Here is a 17,956-nt window from a genome sequence, read left to right as displayed (position 1 = left end):
GGGGGCCGGCCCATGGGGGGTCAGCCCCCCGGCCCGTCCGGCCCTCCCGAACCCGCCACGTGCCACGCGCCACGCGCCACCCGGCAATTGCTACAAATTTAATAGCAATATGCCCTAGTACCAATTGTGCTGGTGGCCCTTTTCATTCCAAACCCATCTCTCATCCCATGCAGGCCGACGACACCTATTTCGTGGATTTTCGCGATGTCTGGCTCGCCTACAACGAAGAGTTGCTGCGCGCCAACCACTTTGCCGTCGAGGCCATCGACCTGCAGGTGCGCCGCGGCGAGTTCATCGCCATCGTGGGGCCCTCGGGCTGCGGCAAGTCCACTTTCATGAAGCTGGCCACCGGGCTGCGCATGCCGTCGATGGGCAAGATCCGCATCGACGGCCAGCCCGTGACCGGCCCGCTCAAGATCTCGGGCATGGCCTTCCAGGCGCCCTCGCTGCTGCCCTGGCGCACCACCGTCGCCAACGTGCTGCTGCCGCTGGAGATCGTCGAGCCGCACCGCAGCCAGTTCAAGGCCCGCCGCAAGGAATACGAGGCCCGCGCTCGCGCCCTGCTGCAGAAGGTGGGCTTGGCCGGCTACGAAGACAAATTCCCCTGGCAGCTGTCGGGCGGCATGCAGCAGCGCGCCAGCATCTGCCGCGCCCTCATCCACGAGCCCAAGATGCTGCTGCTGGACGAGCCCTTCGGCGCGCTCGACGCCTTCACGCGCGAGGAGCTGTGGTGCATCCTGCGCGACCTGCAGGCCGAGCAGCAGTTCAACGTCATCCTCGTCACGCACGACCTGCGCGAGAGCGTCTTCCTTGCCGACACCGTGTACGTGATGAGCAAGAGCCCCGGCCGCTTCGTGGTCAAGCGCGACATCGAACTGCCGCGCCCGCGCGAGCTGGAACTGACCTACACCAAGGAATTCACCGACATCGTGCTGGAGTTGCGCGGCCACATCGGCGCCCTGCGCAAGACCGGCGGGGAGATCACGCAATGAACGCGCTGCACAAGAAACGGGTGGAGCGCTGGTCGCCCTGGGTTTTGCTGTTTTCGGTGCTGGTGCTGTGGCAGGTGATCTGCTCGGGCCTGGGGGTGTCGGAGTTCATCTTCCCGAGTCCCTGGGCGATCTGGACGCAGTTCGTGGAGTTCAAGTGGATCATCGCGGGCCACGCCTGGCGCACCTTCTGGGTCACCATGGCGGGCTTCGGCATCGCCATCGTGGTCGGGGTGCTGCTGGGCTTCGTCATCGGATCGTCGCGGCTGGCGTATGCCGCCGTCTATCCGCTGATGACCGCCTTCAACGCCCTGCCCAAGGCGGCCTTCGTGCCCATCCTCGTCGTGTGGTTCGGCATCGGCGTGGGGCCGGCCATCCTCACGGCTTTTCTCATCAGCTTCTTTCCGATCATGGTCAACATCGCCACGGGCCTGGCCACGCTGGAGCCCGAACTGGAAGACGTGCTGCGCGTGCTGGGCGCCAAGCGCTGGGACGTGCTCACCAAGGTCGGCCTGCCCCGCTCCCTGCCGTACTTCTACGGCTCGCTCAAGGTAGCGATCACCCTCGCCTTCGTGGGCACCACCGTGTCGGAGATGACCGCCGCCAACGAGGGCATCGGCTACCTGCTGATCTCCGCCGGCTCGTCCATGCAGATGGGCCTGGCCTTCGCCGGCCTGATGGTGGTGGGCGCCATGGCGATGGTGATGTACGAGCTGTTCAGCGTGCTGGAAAAGCACACCACGGGCTGGGCGCACCGGGGGTCGCAAGGGGAGTGAGGCCCCGGCGCAGCACCGAGCCGACCGCAGCGCAGGGAGCGATGTGCATCGCTCTGCGCAGGCCAATGAAACCCGTCTGCCTACGCGTTGGCCCTGGCGTTGACCATCTGGGCAAAGATGGCATTGGTACGCCTCCATTGCTCTGCGCTCAATCCGCTGTTATGGATCGCGGAATCGATCTGCAGCAGCAACTGCGCACGGTCAGGATGGTTTTCGAGGGGTTGAACCGCGTGCCGCGCAGCCACCAGCAGCCTGCCCCGGTCGGTCCATCCCGGATGGTTTTGTGCGGCGTGGATAGCGCGGCCAATGGCCAATGAAACTTCGTCGTTTGGCGTGCCTGGATTGATACCCAGCAAGGCATGAACCCCCTCGATGGAATGCATGACATCGCGTTCGCCACGGGGCAACGCCTGATGGAGGGTTTGCGAAGCCTGCCGAAGCGCCGAACGCCCCGTCCTGGGCAGCAAGCTGCCGATGTGGTGCTGCACATCGCCAGGCAAACGGTTGAAAGGCCCGCTTTCCTCACTACTGCCACTGCTGCTGCGCCTGGGACTGATGGGCAATGAGGTTGCATTGGCGTGGCTGCTACTGCTGCGCCGCGGCTCCTCAGCAGAAGGCCGGACCGATTCGGCGGAAGAGTTTTGGCGGCTGATCCGGCCACTGCCAGATGCCGAAGGTGTGCAGCATGCGTTTCCCATTTCGATTCCTCAAACCAAAGGGAATACCTTATCCAAGCCCTCATCTTGGACATGGGCAAAGGCGAACCATTCGCACGCCATCCGAAACCGGGAGGGGCGAGGTATCCGCTGGCCCCGGCAAACTGCAGCTTTCCAGCTTAATTCGGAATATCCATGCACAGCCTGATGCCCGCCAAAGAACCGGGCATATTTTGCAGGGGGATTTGAAGCTCCGTAGAAAGCATCGCCCATTGCGCCGGGCCTTGGAATGGATAGAAGCCGGAAGCACCGCCCCTCACCATCACACCATTGCCGCCCTCCACTTTGGTCATCGCTGCCAGACCGAGCCCTGCGATTCCAAAAAAATTGGAAGCTTTCTTATTCTTTGAAGCACTCCCGAAAGACGTCAGGCAGACATTTTTTGAAAGATCGCCCCGAGGCAATTGATCTCCACAAATGAAAACATTCGACCGCAATTCTTTCGCCACATATTCCCATTCATGATCCCACGGCAAACGATAGCCGCTTTTGCTCAAGAATTTTTCCGCCTCGCTGGTTGACAAATAGATGGGGTAAGGTCCCTCTTCCGTCGAAAAATCAGGCCGCTCCAAATCGTCAGACAAATCGATATTTTCTTCTGCCACCCATTCAAAAAGTGGAAACCTGCTCATCAGAAATGGGCGTACGGCTTTCTCCTCTCGTGAGGCACGGTCCTCCACCAAGGTTTTCAGCATGAGCCATTCATCGGGAGAGCACAATGCCTGAATGGCTTTTTTATGGGCATCGCTCATGCCGTAATCAAACACCCCACCAAAGACCAGGCTCAAGGGGGTTTCGTGTTCCTCGTCGTAGAAGCACGGAATATTCACTTTCGATTGCGTTCGATGCTCAGTGGTATGAAAAGACCCGGCCCGCTGAAAACGACCAGGGAGTTTTTCCAGAATTTCTTCGCAAATAGATTCCTGCCGCTTCAGATCTTGCGCCATCCATGCCGTCAAGGACTCTATTTCTGGAAAGTGGTGTCCAGCCGCCATTCAAACCCCTTTCAACATGCCGACCTTACGGCTCCTGGCCAGCGCGCACAAACGCAGAGGGGTCGTACCAGACATCCTCGTAGCCCTCATCGTCCACAATGAATTTATACCCAGGGGGTAAGGCAAGATATTTACCTAAACTTGGCACTTTTTCTATGATGTGAGCGCCATGCACAGGCTGAAAGAAGCCATCATCATCGGAATACTCCCCCCCCCAGAAATACCATCCTGATGTATCACTAGTTGGCCGAACTCGAACACCATAAATTGGCTGCTGGCTTAATGATGCAAGATTTACACCAACGTTGATTGAAGGATTAAACTCCAGAGGGGTGCAATTGTACTTTTTGCAAATTGCAGATTGTTCATCTTTTACAGTCATTTGATTCCTAATTTCTTCTTCATCCGCTTGGAAAATGTACTTGCTTTTTGTCCTTGCTTAGGAGAACAAACCGGACAGTGAGGCTGAACAGCCGTCACGCAAGTTTGGGTAGCCTTATCATTAGTGCCTGTTCTGAAATGCTCAACGACCAACGCGTCAATATGATCAGCAATCATATTAGGAGCAGTATTCCCACATACAACACAGGCTTTTCCCTGTACTGACGCAGTTTGCTTGGCAGTGGGGCCCATTGCAGAATCGCGCTTATATTTTCCAGCTCCTGGCTTAGGTTCGAAAGTGGCGTCCGGTATACCATATTGATCGAGCGGAACACAGTTACCAGCACCGTCAGTAGTATTTTTCGGGGTCAGGCCAAGCGCATCGATCCAAGCCATAGGATTAGATGCATATCGAAATGGGTTCATCCCTCCCAATAATCCGACCGGATCCTGATGCACGAATCTGCCGGTCACCGGATCGTAATACCGGAAGCGGTTGTAATGCAGCCCCGTTTCCCCGTCGAAGTACTGCCCCTGGAACCTCAGCGGCTGCTCCACCAGGCTGAGGCTTTGGACCTCTCCACTGGCCGCCAATGCCAGCGGTCTTTCATTGGCCGTGAACACCGCCGATTCCCCATCGGTGCCGGTCCCCGTGCGAAGCATCTGCAGCGCCTGCGCCTGCCCCCATACCTTGTAGCTGGCTGCCCACACGATCCGCCCCGCCTCGTCCGTCAGCTCCTGCGGCGCCCCGATCTGGTCGCACTGGTAGTAGTAGATGGCGAAGTCTTTGTCTTCGGCTTTCTCATTTGCTACATTTTTTGTAGCAATATGCCCTAGTGGTATTTGCGCTGGAGCCTGTTTCGCCTCTGACTCCAGTTTGGCCAGCGGCACGAATCTGTCCGGCTCGTACAGGTATTCGCTGACTTTGCTGCCCCGCATCTCCCCGGCAAGCAGGTCGCCGTCATACACGAACCGGGTCTTGCCGAAGGCGTCCGTCTTGTCGATGCGCCGCCCCAGCGCGTCGTACCGGTAACGCGTGGTCTGCACGGTCGCGGGCGGCTCGGTCTGGACTTGCCCAGCCTGCACGGCTTTCGGCATCGGCCGCTCCCGGTAGCGCGTGACGGTAGCCTCCACGATCTGGTGCTCCGCGCTGTAGCGGAAGTTTTGCACCGTGTGCCAGCCCACCAACCGCTGCACGACGTTGCCATGCAGGTCGTACGTGAACCGCAGGTCCTGGTACACGGTGAGTCGGTTGGTGGGCACTTTTTCCCGCTCGTGGCTCACGCCGCCTGCGCTTTGCTCGCCGCCCCGGTTCGGGTTGAGCAGGTTGCCGGCCGGGTCGAACGTGAATTGCTCGCGGTCTTCTCCCTGCTGCGTGCCCTGCGCCGTGCTTCGCGTGCCCTTGTGCGCCGACAGGATGCGGCCCAGCGCGTCGTAGCGGTATTCGCTGGCCCCCCGCAGGCTGTCCTGCGTGGCCGTGAGGTTGCCGCCCCGGTCGTACTGGTAGTGCCGCGCGATCCGATGGCCTGATGGCAGGTGCGGCAGACGGGCCAGCAGGTCGGTCAGGCCCGGTGGTCCGGGCATTCCGGGTGGTGGGTCCCGGTCCCGCAACGACGCCTCCGTGGCCGCGCCGGGCAGCGTTTTCAGGGCGGCTTCCCGGCTCACTTTGTGCGCCACCAGCCGGCCCATGGGATCGAGGCCGTAGCGGCTGGTCAACGCCCCTTGTGTGCGCGATATCTCCTGGTGCAGCGCGTCGCGCTCCATGTCGCTGATCGTGTGGCCATCCACCCGGATCTGGTGCAGGTGCCCGGAGCCGTAGTACAGCCATTGCACGTTCTTGCCGCTGGGCAACACGCTGGCGATTCGGTTGCCCAGGGCGTCGTAGGCGTGGCGGAAGGTGAAGTGCCGATCCGCCTGCGCCTGCGCGCTGTCTGCCTGGGCATCGCCCAAATGGACCTGCGTTTCCTCGACCAGTTGCGACAGTGGGTCGTAGGCGAATCGAACCTGGGCCTGCGCGTTGGCGCAGCCGACCATGCGGCCCAGCAGGTCGTAGGCGTAGCTGGCCGCCTCTCCATTGCTGTGGACCTTGGCCAGCAGCCGGCCCAGCAGGTCGCGCTGGAAGTGCGTGCGCTTGGGCAATGGCGCATCGGGCGCCATGTCGTACGGCGTGTCCGGCGGCTGCGCGGCATCGCGTTCGTGCAACTCGGTCAGCTCGCCCGCCGCGTTGTACCGGTAGCGCTGGATTCGGCCATCGAAGCCGATCTCCTGCACCAGGTTGTCAGCCGCGTCGTAGTGAAACTGGTACCAGGCGCCGTTCTCGTTTTGCAGCGCCACGAGCCGCCCCACCGCGTCGTAGCGGTAGCGCAGGCTTTGGCCCTGCGGGTCCTGGCGCTCCACGGGCTGGTCCAGGCCGTTGTACGCGTAGCGGGTGATGGCGCCTTTGGGGTCGGTGTAGGCGGTCAGATTGCCTTGCGCGTCGTGGTCGTAGCGGTGCTCCGCCCCGTCGGCTTCGGTGACGATGCGCAACTGGCCCAGCGCGTCGTGCTGGTAGCGCGTGGCCTGGCCCAGGGCATCGATGCTGGCGGCCAGGTTGCCCAGGATGTCGTACTGGTAGCGGGTGGTGCGGCCCGAGCAGTCGGTGTAGGCGGTGAGCTGGCCGGCGGCGTCCCATTGCAGGTGTTTTGTCTTGCCGTGGGCATCCTCGATGGCAACGGGCAGGCCGCGCGGGTCGTATTGGTAGCGGGTGGCGTGGCCCAGGGCGTCGGTGTGCTCGCGCAGGTCGCCGCGCGCGTCGTAGTCGTTGCGCCACACATGGCCCAGGGCGTCAGTGATCTCGGTCGGCAAATTCTGCGCGTTGTAGCGCAGCCGCGTGGTGGCGCCGGCCGCGTCGGTGACGGCGGTCAGGTTGCCACGGGCGTCCCATTGCCAGCGGGTGCTGCGGCCCAGGGCGTCGGTGCTGGCCTCGGGGTTGCCGGCGCGGTCCATCTGCGTTTCTGTGCGTACAGATTGGCCGTCCGGTCCGGCTTCCGTGACGGCAACGACTTCGTTGTGCGCGTTGTAGTGGTAGCTGGTGCGCCGGCCCAGGGCATCGGTGACATGGGTGGTGCGCATCCCCAGGTCGTATTCGAAACGGGTGTCCAGCAGGCCGGGGGTGTCGGTCCAGGTGCGCACCACGCGAGCGCCCGCGTCCAGCCGGCTCCACTGCTGGTGGTGGGTGAAGCCGTTCTTGGTGGTGTAGGCCACCATGAGGTGGTTCTCGTAACGGTAGACGGTGGTGCCGCCCTGCGCATCGGTGGCGCTGGCGAGGTTGGCTTGGCTATTGCCCTTGCCACCCTTGTCGCCCTCCAGGTTGCCCGCGCTGTCGTAGGCATAACGCACCAGCACCCCGCCCTGGTGCTCCACGCCATCGAGGGTGCGGGGCGCAAGGCGCACCTCGGCCAGCAGGCCGGCCTCGGTCCAGCCGAAGTGCAACTCGCGCCCGGCGCTGTCGGTGAGGCCGATGGGGCGCGGCGCAATGCCGTCCACGCCGGTTTCGTCATAGGCGGGGTAATGCAGCGTGATGGCATTGCCGTGGCGGTCGCGCACCCGCGCCAAGGGCAGGCGCCACTGGCCGGGCACGGGCTTGGCGAACTCGTGCCGCAGGCCATCGGTGGCCTCGACGCTGTAGCGCCCGTCTTCGTGGCGCTGCAGCGTGATCTTTTCTCGCTCGTCGAAGTGGCTCTGCCCGGGCGAGAGCGGCGGCAACTGCACCCTGCGGCCCCGGGCATCGTAGTAATGCACATGGCTGTGGACCAGGGCCAGCTCGATACTCAAGGGCGTGCTCCACCCCCAGCCCAGCCAGCCGGGGCGCCGGTCGGCCGAGCGGTAAAAGCGCCGCCATTCCAGCGGCAGCAGGCCGGGCAAGGCAAAGTCGGTTTCCGACAGGATCTTGACGCCGGTGGCGAAGATGACCGGGTGGCAGGTGCCGAGTTCGCAACTGGCGCCGCCTGGTGCGCCGACGTGCACGTCATCGACGATCTTGGCCTGCGTGTTGGGGTTGACCTGGTTGTTCTGCCGGCTGGCAACCGCATTGATCTTGGACTTGGCGCGCTTCACGATCTTGCCGAGCACGAAGCCGATGGTGATGGCCGCCACGCCATTCGCGATCACATCGGCGATCTGGTCGATCTTCTCGTCGGTCAGGGGCGGCGTGAGCAGGTCCTGCACCTCCTGGGCCAACTCTGCGATCTGCATGGCGGATTCGGCCATGGCGGCACCGCCCACCACCAGATTGACGCCGGGAATGAGCTTGCCCACCAGCTTGAGCGCGGGGCCGATCAGTACGCTCGGGTCGGTGAGCGACTCGCCCAGCGCGCTCAACTGGTCACCGAAGGCGCCGGGGAGCTTTTCGATGACTTTCTGGGCCAGCTGGTCGTAGGGGCCGGGCAGCGCCTTCATGGCCAGGCGCATGGCCCAGCCGGGGTTGATGACGAGTGCGTTGGATTTGGTCGTGTCGAACGAGCGAACGCTGCCCTTGCCTTCGAACTTGGTGTCGCTGCTGTAGCTGGTGGGCTCGGCCGCGCCGCCCACGACGGTGGAGCGCACGCCGGCGATGCCGCCCAGCCGGTCGGGCGTGGCGGGAATGGATTCGAACCGGCTACCGGCCACGGAGACGGGCTTGCCGTCGATCTTGAGGGTGGCCGTGCCGTTTTTGAGCCCCGGCCCGTGGGCCATGTTGAGGATCGGAACCGGCGGTCCGTTGGGCTTGGGGAAGACGGGGTTGATGGGCCCGGGAATCATGGCCGTGCTGCGCCCCTCGTGGATCGCCCGGCGGTCGTTGACGTACGTGGCCATGGGTCAGGCAGCTTCGCGGTTGCGGGTGGATGGGAATGGCATCGGTGCGCGGGTGTGGTTCCAAGTGGCGACCCAGGCGGCCACGCGCGTGCCCAGTCCGGTCACGCTCTGCAGGCCCGCGTGGCCGCTCAGCGCCACGGGCCTGTGCGGGTGGTGCAAGTCCTGGCGCATCTCGTGCAGCAGGCTCAGCAGCAAAGGCACCCAGGCGGCGCCGACTTCGCCCAGGAACGCGGCGGGATCGTGCATGGCGGGATGGCCGTGCTGCGCAGCCAGATGGGCGCTCAGGTTCATGAGTTCGCTGCCTCGCCACGGGCTTCCGTCCATGTCGGTCCAGTACGACTGCAGCGCCTGTGCGGGAAGGTTCGCGGCCTTCAAGGCCTGGGCCGCCGCACCGATGAGCGCAGTGCCGTCCAGGATGGCTTCGCTACCCACCCGGGAGGCCGGCTCTTGCGCAAACGCGGGCGGGAACACGGTGACGTAGTTCGCCGCACAGGGCTTGCGGGCGAGCCGCACGAACGCGGCCCCTTCGGAGGCGATGAACCCCTCCGTGTGGCCTTTCACCCGGAGCCAGCGCCGTTGGTGGAAGACATCGATGGTGGCCGGGTCCACCCCGCTGTCCACCCCCCCGAAAACCACCTCCGGCACGCTGGGGTGTTCTTGCATGAAACGGTATGCCGCAGCCAGCGCATCCGCCCCGGCCACCGCCCCACCCGTGTAGAGCATGAGCGGCAGGAACTCGGGTGCCACGTCGAGCGCGCGCGGCAGCTCCAGCGCGAATCGCTGGGCATCGATGGCGCCCCGCAGCTCAGGCAGTGGCTCCGGCAGCGCGATGAAGACCGGGATGGGCCGGACCATCGGCCATGCCGCGGTGGGCGCGGTGGTGGGGCCTTGCAGCGCCTCGTGCAGGGCCGGTGCGGCCAGCCGGACCAGCCGATCGATGCCGGTGCAGTCGGGCTCGATGGCCTGCACGCGCGACACCGTGGCCTGGTGATCGATGTGGCCCGTGACGGGCTGGCGGGTGAAGGCCGCAAAGCGGCTGGCCACGGCACTGCCGGTCTGCCAGGCCCGCGTGCCGATGGGCGTGCAGGCGCCGGTGGCTGCAATGGTGAGCGGCGTCATGGCGCGCTCCTGGCAAAGACGGCCCGCTCGAACACGGAGGCCGTTTGAAGCGCCAGCGCCTGCACGCCGGCCAGGTCATCGGCCTCGATCCACAGCGCGCCGCTCATGCGGGAGACATGTTCCATGTACAGCAGGCGGCGCAGCGGTGCGCCCACGCCTGCGGCGGCCTCTTCCAGCACGACCGATTGCCGCGGCTTGCCGATTCGCAGGGGCGGGCCGGCGCTGGGCAGTGCGGCCAGGGCAGCCTCCGCCCACTGGGCGCGGTCGCCGGCCGGGCGGGTGCGGTCGAACAGCCCGTCGCAGGGAGCGCCCGTCAGCAATGCCACGCTGTCGGCCAGTGCCCGGCATGCGAGTTCGTCGTCCCACAGCGTGTGCGCCGCAAGATGGCGCAGCAAGGGGCCATCGCCGACCAGGGCGGCGGCATACAGCTGCTGCGTCCAGGCCATGGCGGGAAAGCGGCCCTCACGCAAGGCAACGGCCAGATCGTGCCCTGCGCGCGCCGCGCAAAGGGCCAGCGCCACCGGGGAGTCGGGCCATCGCGCCAGCATCGCCTTGGCGGCCGTGGTTTCCTGCGGGCTGCCCATGAGCGCCAGGGAGATCAACCCTGCTTCGGCGTCCTCGCCTTGCTCCACGGCCCGCAGCGCCTTGGCCTCGTCGGCACGGGCCACGCAACGCCAATGGCAGAGATTCGCCAAGCCGCCGGGCAGGGGCTCGGCCAGGGCCGCCATGGCATCGGCATAGGCGTCGGACACCGCGGGCCGCGCAATGGCGAGCCGCATCAGAAGGCGCACCAGCGACAGGTGCTGCTGCTGAGCCGCCTGGCTTGCGCGCGGCGCGAGATAGCTGGCCACGGCGTCATCGAAAGCGAATCGCAAGGCATGGAAGACCGCGGCGGGGTGAGCTTGCAGATGGCCGTTCCAGAGGTCGGGGGCCACATCTGCGGGCCGGCCCAGCTGCAGCTTGAGGACCTCGATGCAGGCGTGGGCAAAGACGACCGGGCCTTCCTGCTGCAATTCGTGCCCTGCGGCGGCGATTTCCGCGTGAAAATCCGACTCCATCGCGGGCGCATGGGCCAGATGCAGCTTGAGCGAGGCCAGGCACTGAACGATGCTGTCGTCGAACACCGCCAGGGCCTCCAGCCGGTGTGCGGGCAGCGTGAGCATATGGGTGCGGCGCCAGTACTGCGTGACCAGCGAACGCGCCATGCGCAGGGGCAATGCGCGCATGACCGGGATGTCGATGGCGCGCGCCAGGGGAAGACGGGTGACACTCACGCCGTCCCCCTCGGGGCTGGCGCATGGCCAGGCCGAAAGCAAAAAGGATGCATACGATGCTGGAAAATTTGACGCCCTTCGCCGCGGAAATCCTTCCGGGCTACGGGCCAGATGGCGGGCTGCAAAAGACCGTGGTCGTCAAGGCCACGCTGGACTTTCGCAATCGGGTGGCGCCGCACGGCACGGGCTTGCCGATCCTGCGTGGCGACCAGTTCTTCGATGCACAGGGCATGGAGGGCGTGGTGCGCTTCGAAAGCGACCTGGTGCCCTCCAAGCCGCGGGTGGATGTCATCGTCAACGCGGTGGCCTACGCGCCCGGCGGCAAGCCCGTCGCCGCGTTCGATGCGGGCGTGACGGTGGGCCGCGAGGCGCGGGTGGTGCGCGTTTTTGGCGAGCGTGTGTGGCGCAAGCGACTGGGCTTGTTTCCGGTGGCGGTGGAGCAGGCACCCGCGCTGCACGTACCCGTGGCCTATCACCTGGCCTACGGCGGGCAGGACCCTGCCGATGCGCAGGCCTTCGCCCCCGCCAACCCCACGGGCCTGGGCTTCAGCGCCGGGCTGCCGCCCGATGGTTTGCCGCTGCCCCGGATCGAATGGCCGGACGAGTTGATCCACGCAGCGAGCGATACGCCCTCGCCCGCAGGGTTCGGGTGTTTCGGCCGCACCTGGCTGCCGCGGCGAAAACTGCTGGGCAGCTATGGGCCGGCGGAGTGGCAGGTGCCGGGCATCGTGGGGCGGATGCCGCAATCGTTCGACCCGGCGGCCTGGAACTGCGCGCATCCGAGGATGCAGTTTTCTCCTGCCCAAGTGAAGCCCGGCACATCGATCCAGTGGGTCCACTTGAGTGCCCAGGGCCCGTCGCAAATCACCCTGCCCGACATCCGTCCCCACGTTTCCTGGACGGCGGGCGGCAAGAGCCATACCGTGTCCCCGCATTTCGACACCGTGACCATCGAGCCCGAGCACGGCCACTTCGCGCTGACGTGGCGCCACACGCTGTCGCAGGCAATCCATGGCCATGTGGAGGCGGTGCAGGTCCATCTCTGAAACGGACGGCGGCCGCCGCTCAGTTGATCCGGACTTCGGCAGCGTCGATGTCCACCAGGTCGCGCGCGTCGTGCTCGATGGTGAGGGCAACGATGCGGGCCAGCCCCTCGGCCGTCAGCCGCAGCGTCGCGGCGCCGGACGAGAGCGTGATGGAGTCATGCGACTGCAAACGGATGGACCGGTCGCTCCATGGCACGGCGGCACAAGGCACCAGCACGGCGGTGATGACGGCTCGGCCCGCATCAGTGCGGGCCAGCAGCACCTCATCGCCCGGCACGAGCGCAGGCAGCATCACGCCCACGCCGGCCTCCAAGGTTTCCGCGCCGCATGCCACGCTGTAGGCGTCCAGCCCGGCCTGCGCACGCACCGTGGCCTGGCACATCGTGACGGGTTGGGCCGCGCCTGCGCGATCGCCCTGCGAGGGCGAAGGAGAAAGCGAAGGATCGACGGAGGACGGTTGTGCGAGCGCCATGCGGACTCCGGTCAGGTGGGGTTGACGTTGGTGTTCGGCGACGCGACGGTCACGCTGGAGCTGCCGGCCACGTTGATGGTCTGCCCGTTGATCTGCACGGTGCCGTCGCTGGTCATGCGCAGCACGGCCTTGCCGCACTTGATCTCGATGGCATCGCCCACGGTCACGGACATTTCCTTGCCGACCGACAGCGTGCGCACCTCGCCGACCGTCGTGGCGGCGTTCTTACCCACGCTCTCGGTGTAGTTGTCGGAGGTGCTGTCGGTGCGGTCCTTGCCCACTTTGCTGGTCTGGCTCTGCCCCACCGTGACCGAGCGGCTCATCAGCACGTTGGTGCTCTGCGTCAACCCCACGTTGACCACCATGGCCGCGCCCACGTTCACGTTGTAGGCCGCGCCGATGTTCATCATCTTGGCCAGCCCCACGTTCTGCAGGTAGGCCAGGCCGACGGTCTCGGTCTTGAAGCTGCCGACCTTGATCGACCAGTTGTTGCCGATCTTGTCCTTCTCGTTGCGGCCGATGGTCTTGCTGCGGTTGTTGCCGATGCTCACCGTCTCGTCGATGCCGACGTCTTCATTGCGGTTGTCGCCGATGCTGATCTTCTCGTTGTGGTCCACCCGCTCGGTGCGGTTGTTGTGCACGGTGATGGTTTCATCGCGGTCCACGGTCTCGGTGCGGTCGCGGTGGATGACGTTGGTCTCGTCCCGGTCGATGGTCTTGCGCCGGTCGCGGCCGACCCACTTGTCACCTCCACCGTGGCGTGCTTGCCCAGCAACGCCTTGGGGTCGAGGGACTTGCTCTCGCTCAGCAGATCCACATCCAATACAAACAGCTCGCTCAAGGATTCCTTGCCCTGCAGGCGGCGAAACTGCAGCTGTTCTCCCAATGGCATTTGGATCGTGACGCGGCGATTGGTCATGCGAAAAAATGTTTCTAGCGTGGATCGGCTGGCGGATTATGGTGATGGTCTGCGGAAGATTGACAGCATGCTGTTGGATTAAAAACCATCCATTGCATCTGGATGTTTTTTGCAAAAAGAATACCTTGTCGCACGCAGCGATCATTCCGCTCCTGAAAACAAGGCCGCACCCAGCAAAGCACTCATCGAAATGATCTGACGCTTCGACAGCTTGTGCGTCAACGTACAACAGGGTGTGTCAGATCATTACCCACAGTGGTCATCGCGTGATCCTTGTATGAGGCGTTCAATGGAACTGGGGGTGGGCAAAAGCATTCAACGAAATTTCTCCGCTGCGCAATATGCCGAGAGAGCAAGCGTTTTGACAATGACATACAGCAAAGAGCGGCCAAGCCGCTTCATCTCCGTGTTGCCCGTCCCGCGGACACTGAACCCTGACGCCGGCCACATAAGCACATAGCCAATGCGTTGTTCGGACGCCGGGCACCCGGTGCAAGAATGGCCCGCGCCGCGTTGCGCAGTCCATGCCTGCGCCCACGCACCCTGTTCCCGTCACCCCAGAAAGAGACAATCCATGCGGATCGAAACCCTCGCCGTCCATGCCGGACAGTCGCCCGACCCCACCACCAAGGCGGTGGCCGTGCCCATCTACCAGACGGTGGCCTATGCCTTCGACAGCGCCCAGCACGGGGCCGACCTGTTCGACCTCAAGGTGCAGGGCAACATCTACACGCGCATCATGAATCCGACCAACGACGTGCTGGAAAAGCGCGTCGCGGCGCTGGAGGGCGGCATCGCCGCGCTGGCCGTGGCCTCGGGCATGGCAGCCATCACCTACGCGATCCAGACCATCGCCGAAGCCGGCGACAACATCGTCTCGGCCAGCACGCTCTACGGCGGCACCTACAACCTCTTCGCCCACACGCTGCCGCAGCAGGGCATCACCACGCGGTTCGCCGATCCGCGCGACCCGGCCAGCTTCGCGCAGCACATCGACGCACGCACCAAAGCCATCTTCATCGAATCCATCGGCAACCCGCTGGGCAACGTGACCGACATCGCGGCCCTGGCCCGAGTGGCGCACGACCATGGCGTGCCGCTCATCGTGGACAACACGGTGCCCAGCCCCTACCTGCTGCGCCCCATCGAACACGGCGCCGACATCGTGGTGCATTCGCTCACCAAGTACCTGGGCGGCCACGGCAACAGCGTGGGCGGCGCCATCGTGGACAGCGGCAAGTTCCCCTGGGCGAAGCACAAGGCGCGCTTTCCCCGCCTGAACGAGCCCGATGTGAGCTACCACGGCGTGGTCTACACCGAGGCGCTGGGTGAGGCGGCCTTCATCGGCCGCGCGCGCGTGGTGCCGCTGCGCAACACCGGCGCGGCCCTGGCCCCGCAGAACGCGTTCCTGATCCTGCAGGGCATCGAGACGCTCGCGCTGCGCATGGACCGCATCTGCGAGAACACGCTGGCCATTGCGCGCTCGCTGCAAGGCCATCCCAAGGTGGAGTGGGTGCGCTACGCCGGCCTGCCGGACCACCCGGACCACGCGCTGGTGCAGCGCCAGCTGGGCGGGCGGGCGTCGGGCATCCTGTCGTTCAGCCTGCGTTCGGAAGAAGGCACGGACCCGCGTGCGGCGGGTGCGCGCTTCCTGGATGCGCTGCAGCTCTTCACGCGCCTGGTGAACATCGGCGACGCCCGCTCGCTGGCCACGCACCCCGCGTCGACCACGCACCGCCAGCTCGATGCTAGCGAGCTGGCCAAGGCCGGGGTCACGGAAGGCATGGTGCGGCTGTCCGTGGGCATCGAGCACATCGAAGATCTGCAGGCCGACCTGGCGCAGGCGCTGCAGGCGGTGTGACCGCCGCGCGGTCGGGGCGGCGGACTGCAGCCGCCCCATGCGATCCATGGTTTTTTTGGCCCCCAGCGCAATCAGCACTAGGGTATTCAGCTATCAATTCAATAGCAAATCAATCCCGTCACAGATCCCGCGCCAGCCGCAGCCCCGAGAACTGCCAGCGCGCGGTGGCGGGAAAGAAGTTGCGGTACGTCGCCCGCACGTGCCCAGCGGGCGTCGCGCACGAGCCGCCGCGCAGCACGTACTGGTTGACCATGAACTTGCCGTTGTACTCGCCCACTGCGCCCTCGGCCACGCGGAAACCGGGGTAGGCAGCGTAGCTGGACTGCGTCCACTCCCACACGTCGCCGAACATTTGCACCAGGCCCCGCCCGGCATCAGAGGCCGGCCGCGGGTGCAACGTGCCGCTGTCGGCAAAGTGGCCGCTGGCAGCGTTCGCCCCGTGCACGCCCTGCACGCCCTGGGAGGTGGCCGCCACCTCCCATTCGGCCTCGGTGGGCAGGCGTGCACCGGCCCAGCGTGCATAGGCGTCGGCCTCGTAATACGACAGGTGCACCGCGGGTGCGTGGGGTTGGAGCGGGCGCGGTCCGGCCAGCGTGAACTCGTACCAGGCCACGCCCTGGCGTTGCCAGTAGATGGGGTGCGACAGCTGCTGCGCACGCACCCAGTCCCAGCCCTCGGCCAGCCAGTGGGCGGATTCCTGGTAGCCGCCGTCTTCGACGAACGCCAGGTATTCGGCGGTGGTCACCGGCCGGTTGGCCAGCTCGAACGGCTGCAGGTACACGCGGTGGCACGGCCCCTCGTTGTCGAAGGCAAAGCCGCCCCGGTCCCCGCCCGGATGGCCGATCTCGCACACGCCACCGGCAAAGGGCTGCCAGGCCAGCGGGACGCCGCCGGCCGGCAAAGGCTGGGCCTGCTGCTGCGGCTGCGCCTGCGCGTGCCCCGGCAGGCGGTAGGCCGGCCACAGCGGGCTGCACGACAGCAGGTGCTTGACGTCGGTGAGGATCAGTTCCTGGTGCTGCTGCTCGTGCTGCAGGCCCAGTTCGACCAGGGCCGCCAGCGCGGCATCGTCCGGCCGCTCGGCCATCAGGCGCGACATGCGGCTGTCCACGTCGGCCCGGTAGGCCAGCACCTGCGGCAGTGCGGGCCGGGTGAGCAGGCCGCGCTGCGGCCGCGGGTGCTTGTCGCCCACGCCGTTGTAGTAGGAATTGAAGATCACCCGGAAGGCGGGATGGAACGGCGCGAAGCCGGGCTCGTTCGGCTCCAGGATGAAGGTCTCGAAGAACCAGGTGGTGTGCGCCAGGTGCCATTTCACGGGGCTGGCGTCGGGCATGGATTGCGCGCAGCAATCCTCGTCGGACAGCGGCAGTGCCAGGGCCATGGAGGCGCGGCGCACCTCGGCGTAGCGCACGCTCAGCGTGCAGGGTGCGACGGGGTGGGGAATGCGGGTGGCGAAGTTCATGGCTGGGCATGCACCACGGCGAACCAGCCCCGCTCGTCCGTCCAGGCCTGAGCGCGCGAAAAGCCCGCGCGCGCCAGCAGCGCCTGGAAGGCCGTGAGGCTGTATTTGTAGCTGTTCTCGGTGTGAATGCGCTCGCCCGCGGCAAAGTCGCGGCCTCCGCCAGGCCAGCGCACCTGCACACCTTCGCGGGCCTCCAGGTGCATTTCGATGCGCGACTGCTCCCCGTTGAAGAACGCCCGGTGCTCCCACGCCTCGGGCGTGAAATCGCTGCCGATGAGCCGGTTCACATGGGCCAGCACATTGCGGTTGAACGCGGCCGTGACGCCGGCGGCATCGTCGTAGGCCGCCTGCAGCACATCCACGTCCTTGGGCAGATCGATGCCGATCAGCAGCGCGCCATCGTCATCGACCAGCGAGCGCATGCGTGACAGCAGCTCCAGCGCCTGGGGTGGGTCGAAATTGCCGATCGACGAGCCAGGGTAGAACACCACGCGGCGTGCACGGGGAATGTCCGGGGGCAGCTGGAGGGGGCGGGTCAGATCGCCCGCCACCGCATGGGCCTGCAGTGCGGGCAGGTCGCTGCACAGGCGGGCCACGCCCTCGCGCAGGAAGTCCGCCGAGATGTCCACGCCCACGAACCGCTCGGGCTGCAGCAGGCGGCACAGCGTGCGCGCCTTCTCGCAGTTGCCCGCGCCCAGCTCGATGACGGTGCCGCCCTGCCCCACGGCGCGGGCGATGTCGTCGCCGTGCGTCCGCATGAGCGCGTGCTCGGTGCGGGTGGGGTAGTACTCGGGCAATCGGGTGATTTCCTCGAACAGCTGGGAGCCCCGCTGGTCGTAGAAATACTTGGGGGAAATGCACGCGGGACGGCGGGCCAACCCCTGGAGGATGTCGTGGTGCGGTGTGTTCTGCATGTCGCTCGGGGGCTGGGTCTGTCGGATCGCGGCGCACCGGGGGCGGCGCGGCTGCAACGCATGGCCGCCTCCAATCGCTCTCCGGCAACCTGAGACGGCCATGTAACAGAGCATTACAGACGCCCCGCCACCCGGATGTAGGACACGTCCGCAAATCCATCAGCGCCATCCGGCAGCGCATCGGCTGCGCTTTCCGGTAAAC

14 protein-coding genes and 1 pseudogene are annotated in these 17,956 nt (G+C 65.5%); 5 read left to right on the top strand and 10 right to left on the bottom strand.

What is annotated here, in order from left to right:
* Positions 1 to 167 precede the first annotated feature (167 nt).
* Positions 168 to 992: an ABC transporter ATP-binding protein gene (locus tag R1Z03_RS09575; protein ID WP_284407760.1), complete on the top strand. Its 825-nt coding sequence runs from the start codon at positions 168 to 170 to the stop codon at positions 990 to 992.
* Positions 989 to 1,765: an ABC transporter permease gene (locus R1Z03_RS09570; RefSeq protein ID WP_284407761.1), complete on the top strand. Its 777-nt coding sequence runs from the start codon at positions 989 to 991 to the stop codon at positions 1,763 to 1,765. Before R1Z03_RS09575 ends, R1Z03_RS09570 begins: the two co-directional genes overlap by 4 nt.
* Before the next feature lie 80 nt (positions 1,766 to 1,845).
* Here the strand turns inward: R1Z03_RS09570 and R1Z03_RS09565 are convergent, their stop codons facing one another.
* From R1Z03_RS09565 to R1Z03_RS09540, 6 genes are all read right to left on the bottom strand, one after another.
* A complete protein-coding gene (locus R1Z03_RS09565) occupies positions 1,846 to 2,148 on the bottom strand; it encodes a hypothetical protein (RefSeq protein ID WP_317359037.1) in 303 nt (100 codons plus the stop codon).
* 452 nt (positions 2,149 to 2,600) lie between these two features.
* The gene (locus R1Z03_RS09560; protein ID WP_317359034.1) at positions 2,601 to 3,440 is read right to left on the bottom strand and encodes a hypothetical protein; all 840 of its coding nucleotides are present in this window, start codon (positions 3,438 to 3,440) and stop codon (positions 2,601 to 2,603) included.
* A gap of 61 nt (positions 3,441 to 3,501) precedes the next feature.
* On the bottom strand, positions 3,502 to 3,858 hold the full coding sequence (locus tag R1Z03_RS09555; protein WP_317359032.1) for a hypothetical protein: 357 nt from the start codon (positions 3,856 to 3,858) through the stop codon (positions 3,502 to 3,504).
* Positions 3,855 to 8,690, bottom strand: a complete 4,836-nt coding sequence (locus R1Z03_RS09550) for an RHS repeat-associated core domain-containing protein (protein ID WP_317359030.1) — start codon at positions 8,688 to 8,690, stop codon at positions 3,855 to 3,857. Before R1Z03_RS09550 ends, R1Z03_RS09555 begins: the two co-directional genes overlap by 4 nt.
* 3 nt (positions 8,691 to 8,693) lie before the next feature.
* Positions 8,694 to 9,809 (bottom strand): 3-oxoacyl-ACP synthase, encoded by a 1,116-nt coding sequence (locus tag R1Z03_RS09545; RefSeq protein ID WP_317359027.1) that lies wholly within the window; start codon positions 9,807 to 9,809, stop codon positions 8,694 to 8,696.
* Complete coding sequence (locus tag R1Z03_RS09540) at positions 9,806 to 11,083, bottom strand: hypothetical protein (RefSeq protein WP_317359024.1); 1,278 nt, start codon at positions 11,081 to 11,083, stop codon at positions 9,806 to 9,808. Before R1Z03_RS09540 ends, R1Z03_RS09545 begins: the two co-directional genes overlap by 4 nt.
* A gap of 56 nt (positions 11,084 to 11,139) precedes the next feature.
* On the opposite strand from R1Z03_RS09540, the gene R1Z03_RS09535 reads away from it, so the two are divergent.
* The gene (locus R1Z03_RS09535) at positions 11,140 to 12,129 is read left to right on the top strand and encodes a DUF2169 domain-containing protein (RefSeq protein WP_317359021.1); all 990 of its coding nucleotides are present in this window, start codon (positions 11,140 to 11,142) and stop codon (positions 12,127 to 12,129) included.
* A 19-nt stretch (positions 12,130 to 12,148) separates the two neighbouring features.
* Here R1Z03_RS09535 and R1Z03_RS09530 read toward each other — a convergent pair whose 3' ends face one another.
* Together R1Z03_RS09530 and R1Z03_RS09525 are read right to left on the bottom strand one after the other, a co-directional pair.
* Positions 12,149 to 12,601, bottom strand: a complete 453-nt coding sequence (locus tag R1Z03_RS09530; RefSeq protein ID WP_317359018.1) for a hypothetical protein — start codon at positions 12,599 to 12,601, stop codon at positions 12,149 to 12,151.
* Between the two features lie 11 nt (positions 12,602 to 12,612).
* A pseudogene (locus tag R1Z03_RS09525) lies at positions 12,613 to 13,347 on the bottom strand (type VI secretion system tip protein VgrG); the annotation flags it as partial.
* Between the two features lie 14 nt (positions 13,348 to 13,361).
* Here R1Z03_RS09525 and R1Z03_RS09520 point away from each other — a divergent pair.
* Together R1Z03_RS09520 and R1Z03_RS09515 are read left to right on the top strand one after the other, a co-directional pair.
* Positions 13,362 to 13,538: a hypothetical protein gene (locus R1Z03_RS09520; RefSeq protein WP_317360499.1), complete on the top strand. Its 177-nt coding sequence runs from the start codon at positions 13,362 to 13,364 to the stop codon at positions 13,536 to 13,538.
* 556 nt (positions 13,539 to 14,094) lie between these two features.
* Complete coding sequence (locus tag R1Z03_RS09515) at positions 14,095 to 15,381, top strand: aminotransferase class I/II-fold pyridoxal phosphate-dependent enzyme (RefSeq protein WP_317359015.1); 1,287 nt, start codon at positions 14,095 to 14,097, stop codon at positions 15,379 to 15,381.
* Between the two features lie 118 nt (positions 15,382 to 15,499).
* Here R1Z03_RS09515 and egtB read toward each other — a convergent pair whose 3' ends face one another.
* Together egtB and egtD are read right to left on the bottom strand one after the other, a co-directional pair.
* Positions 15,500 to 16,840, bottom strand: coding sequence for an ergothioneine biosynthesis protein EgtB (gene egtB, locus R1Z03_RS09510; RefSeq protein ID WP_317359014.1), 1,341 nt, complete (start codon positions 16,838 to 16,840; stop codon positions 15,500 to 15,502).
* The gene (egtD, locus tag R1Z03_RS09505) at positions 16,837 to 17,754 is read right to left on the bottom strand and encodes an L-histidine N(alpha)-methyltransferase (protein WP_284430937.1); all 918 of its coding nucleotides are present in this window, start codon (positions 17,752 to 17,754) and stop codon (positions 16,837 to 16,839) included. The genes egtB and egtD overlap by 4 nt, the downstream gene beginning before the upstream one ends.
* Between the last annotated feature and the right edge of the window lie 202 nt (positions 17,755 to 17,956).

The sequence above is a fragment of the Acidovorax sp. BLS4 genome, from assembly GCF_032929295.1.
Lineage (GTDB): Bacteria > Pseudomonadota > Gammaproteobacteria > Burkholderiales > Burkholderiaceae_C > Paracidovorax.
Note: the sequence above shows the minus strand (reverse complement) of the source record. Positions and strands in the feature narration are given on the sequence as shown.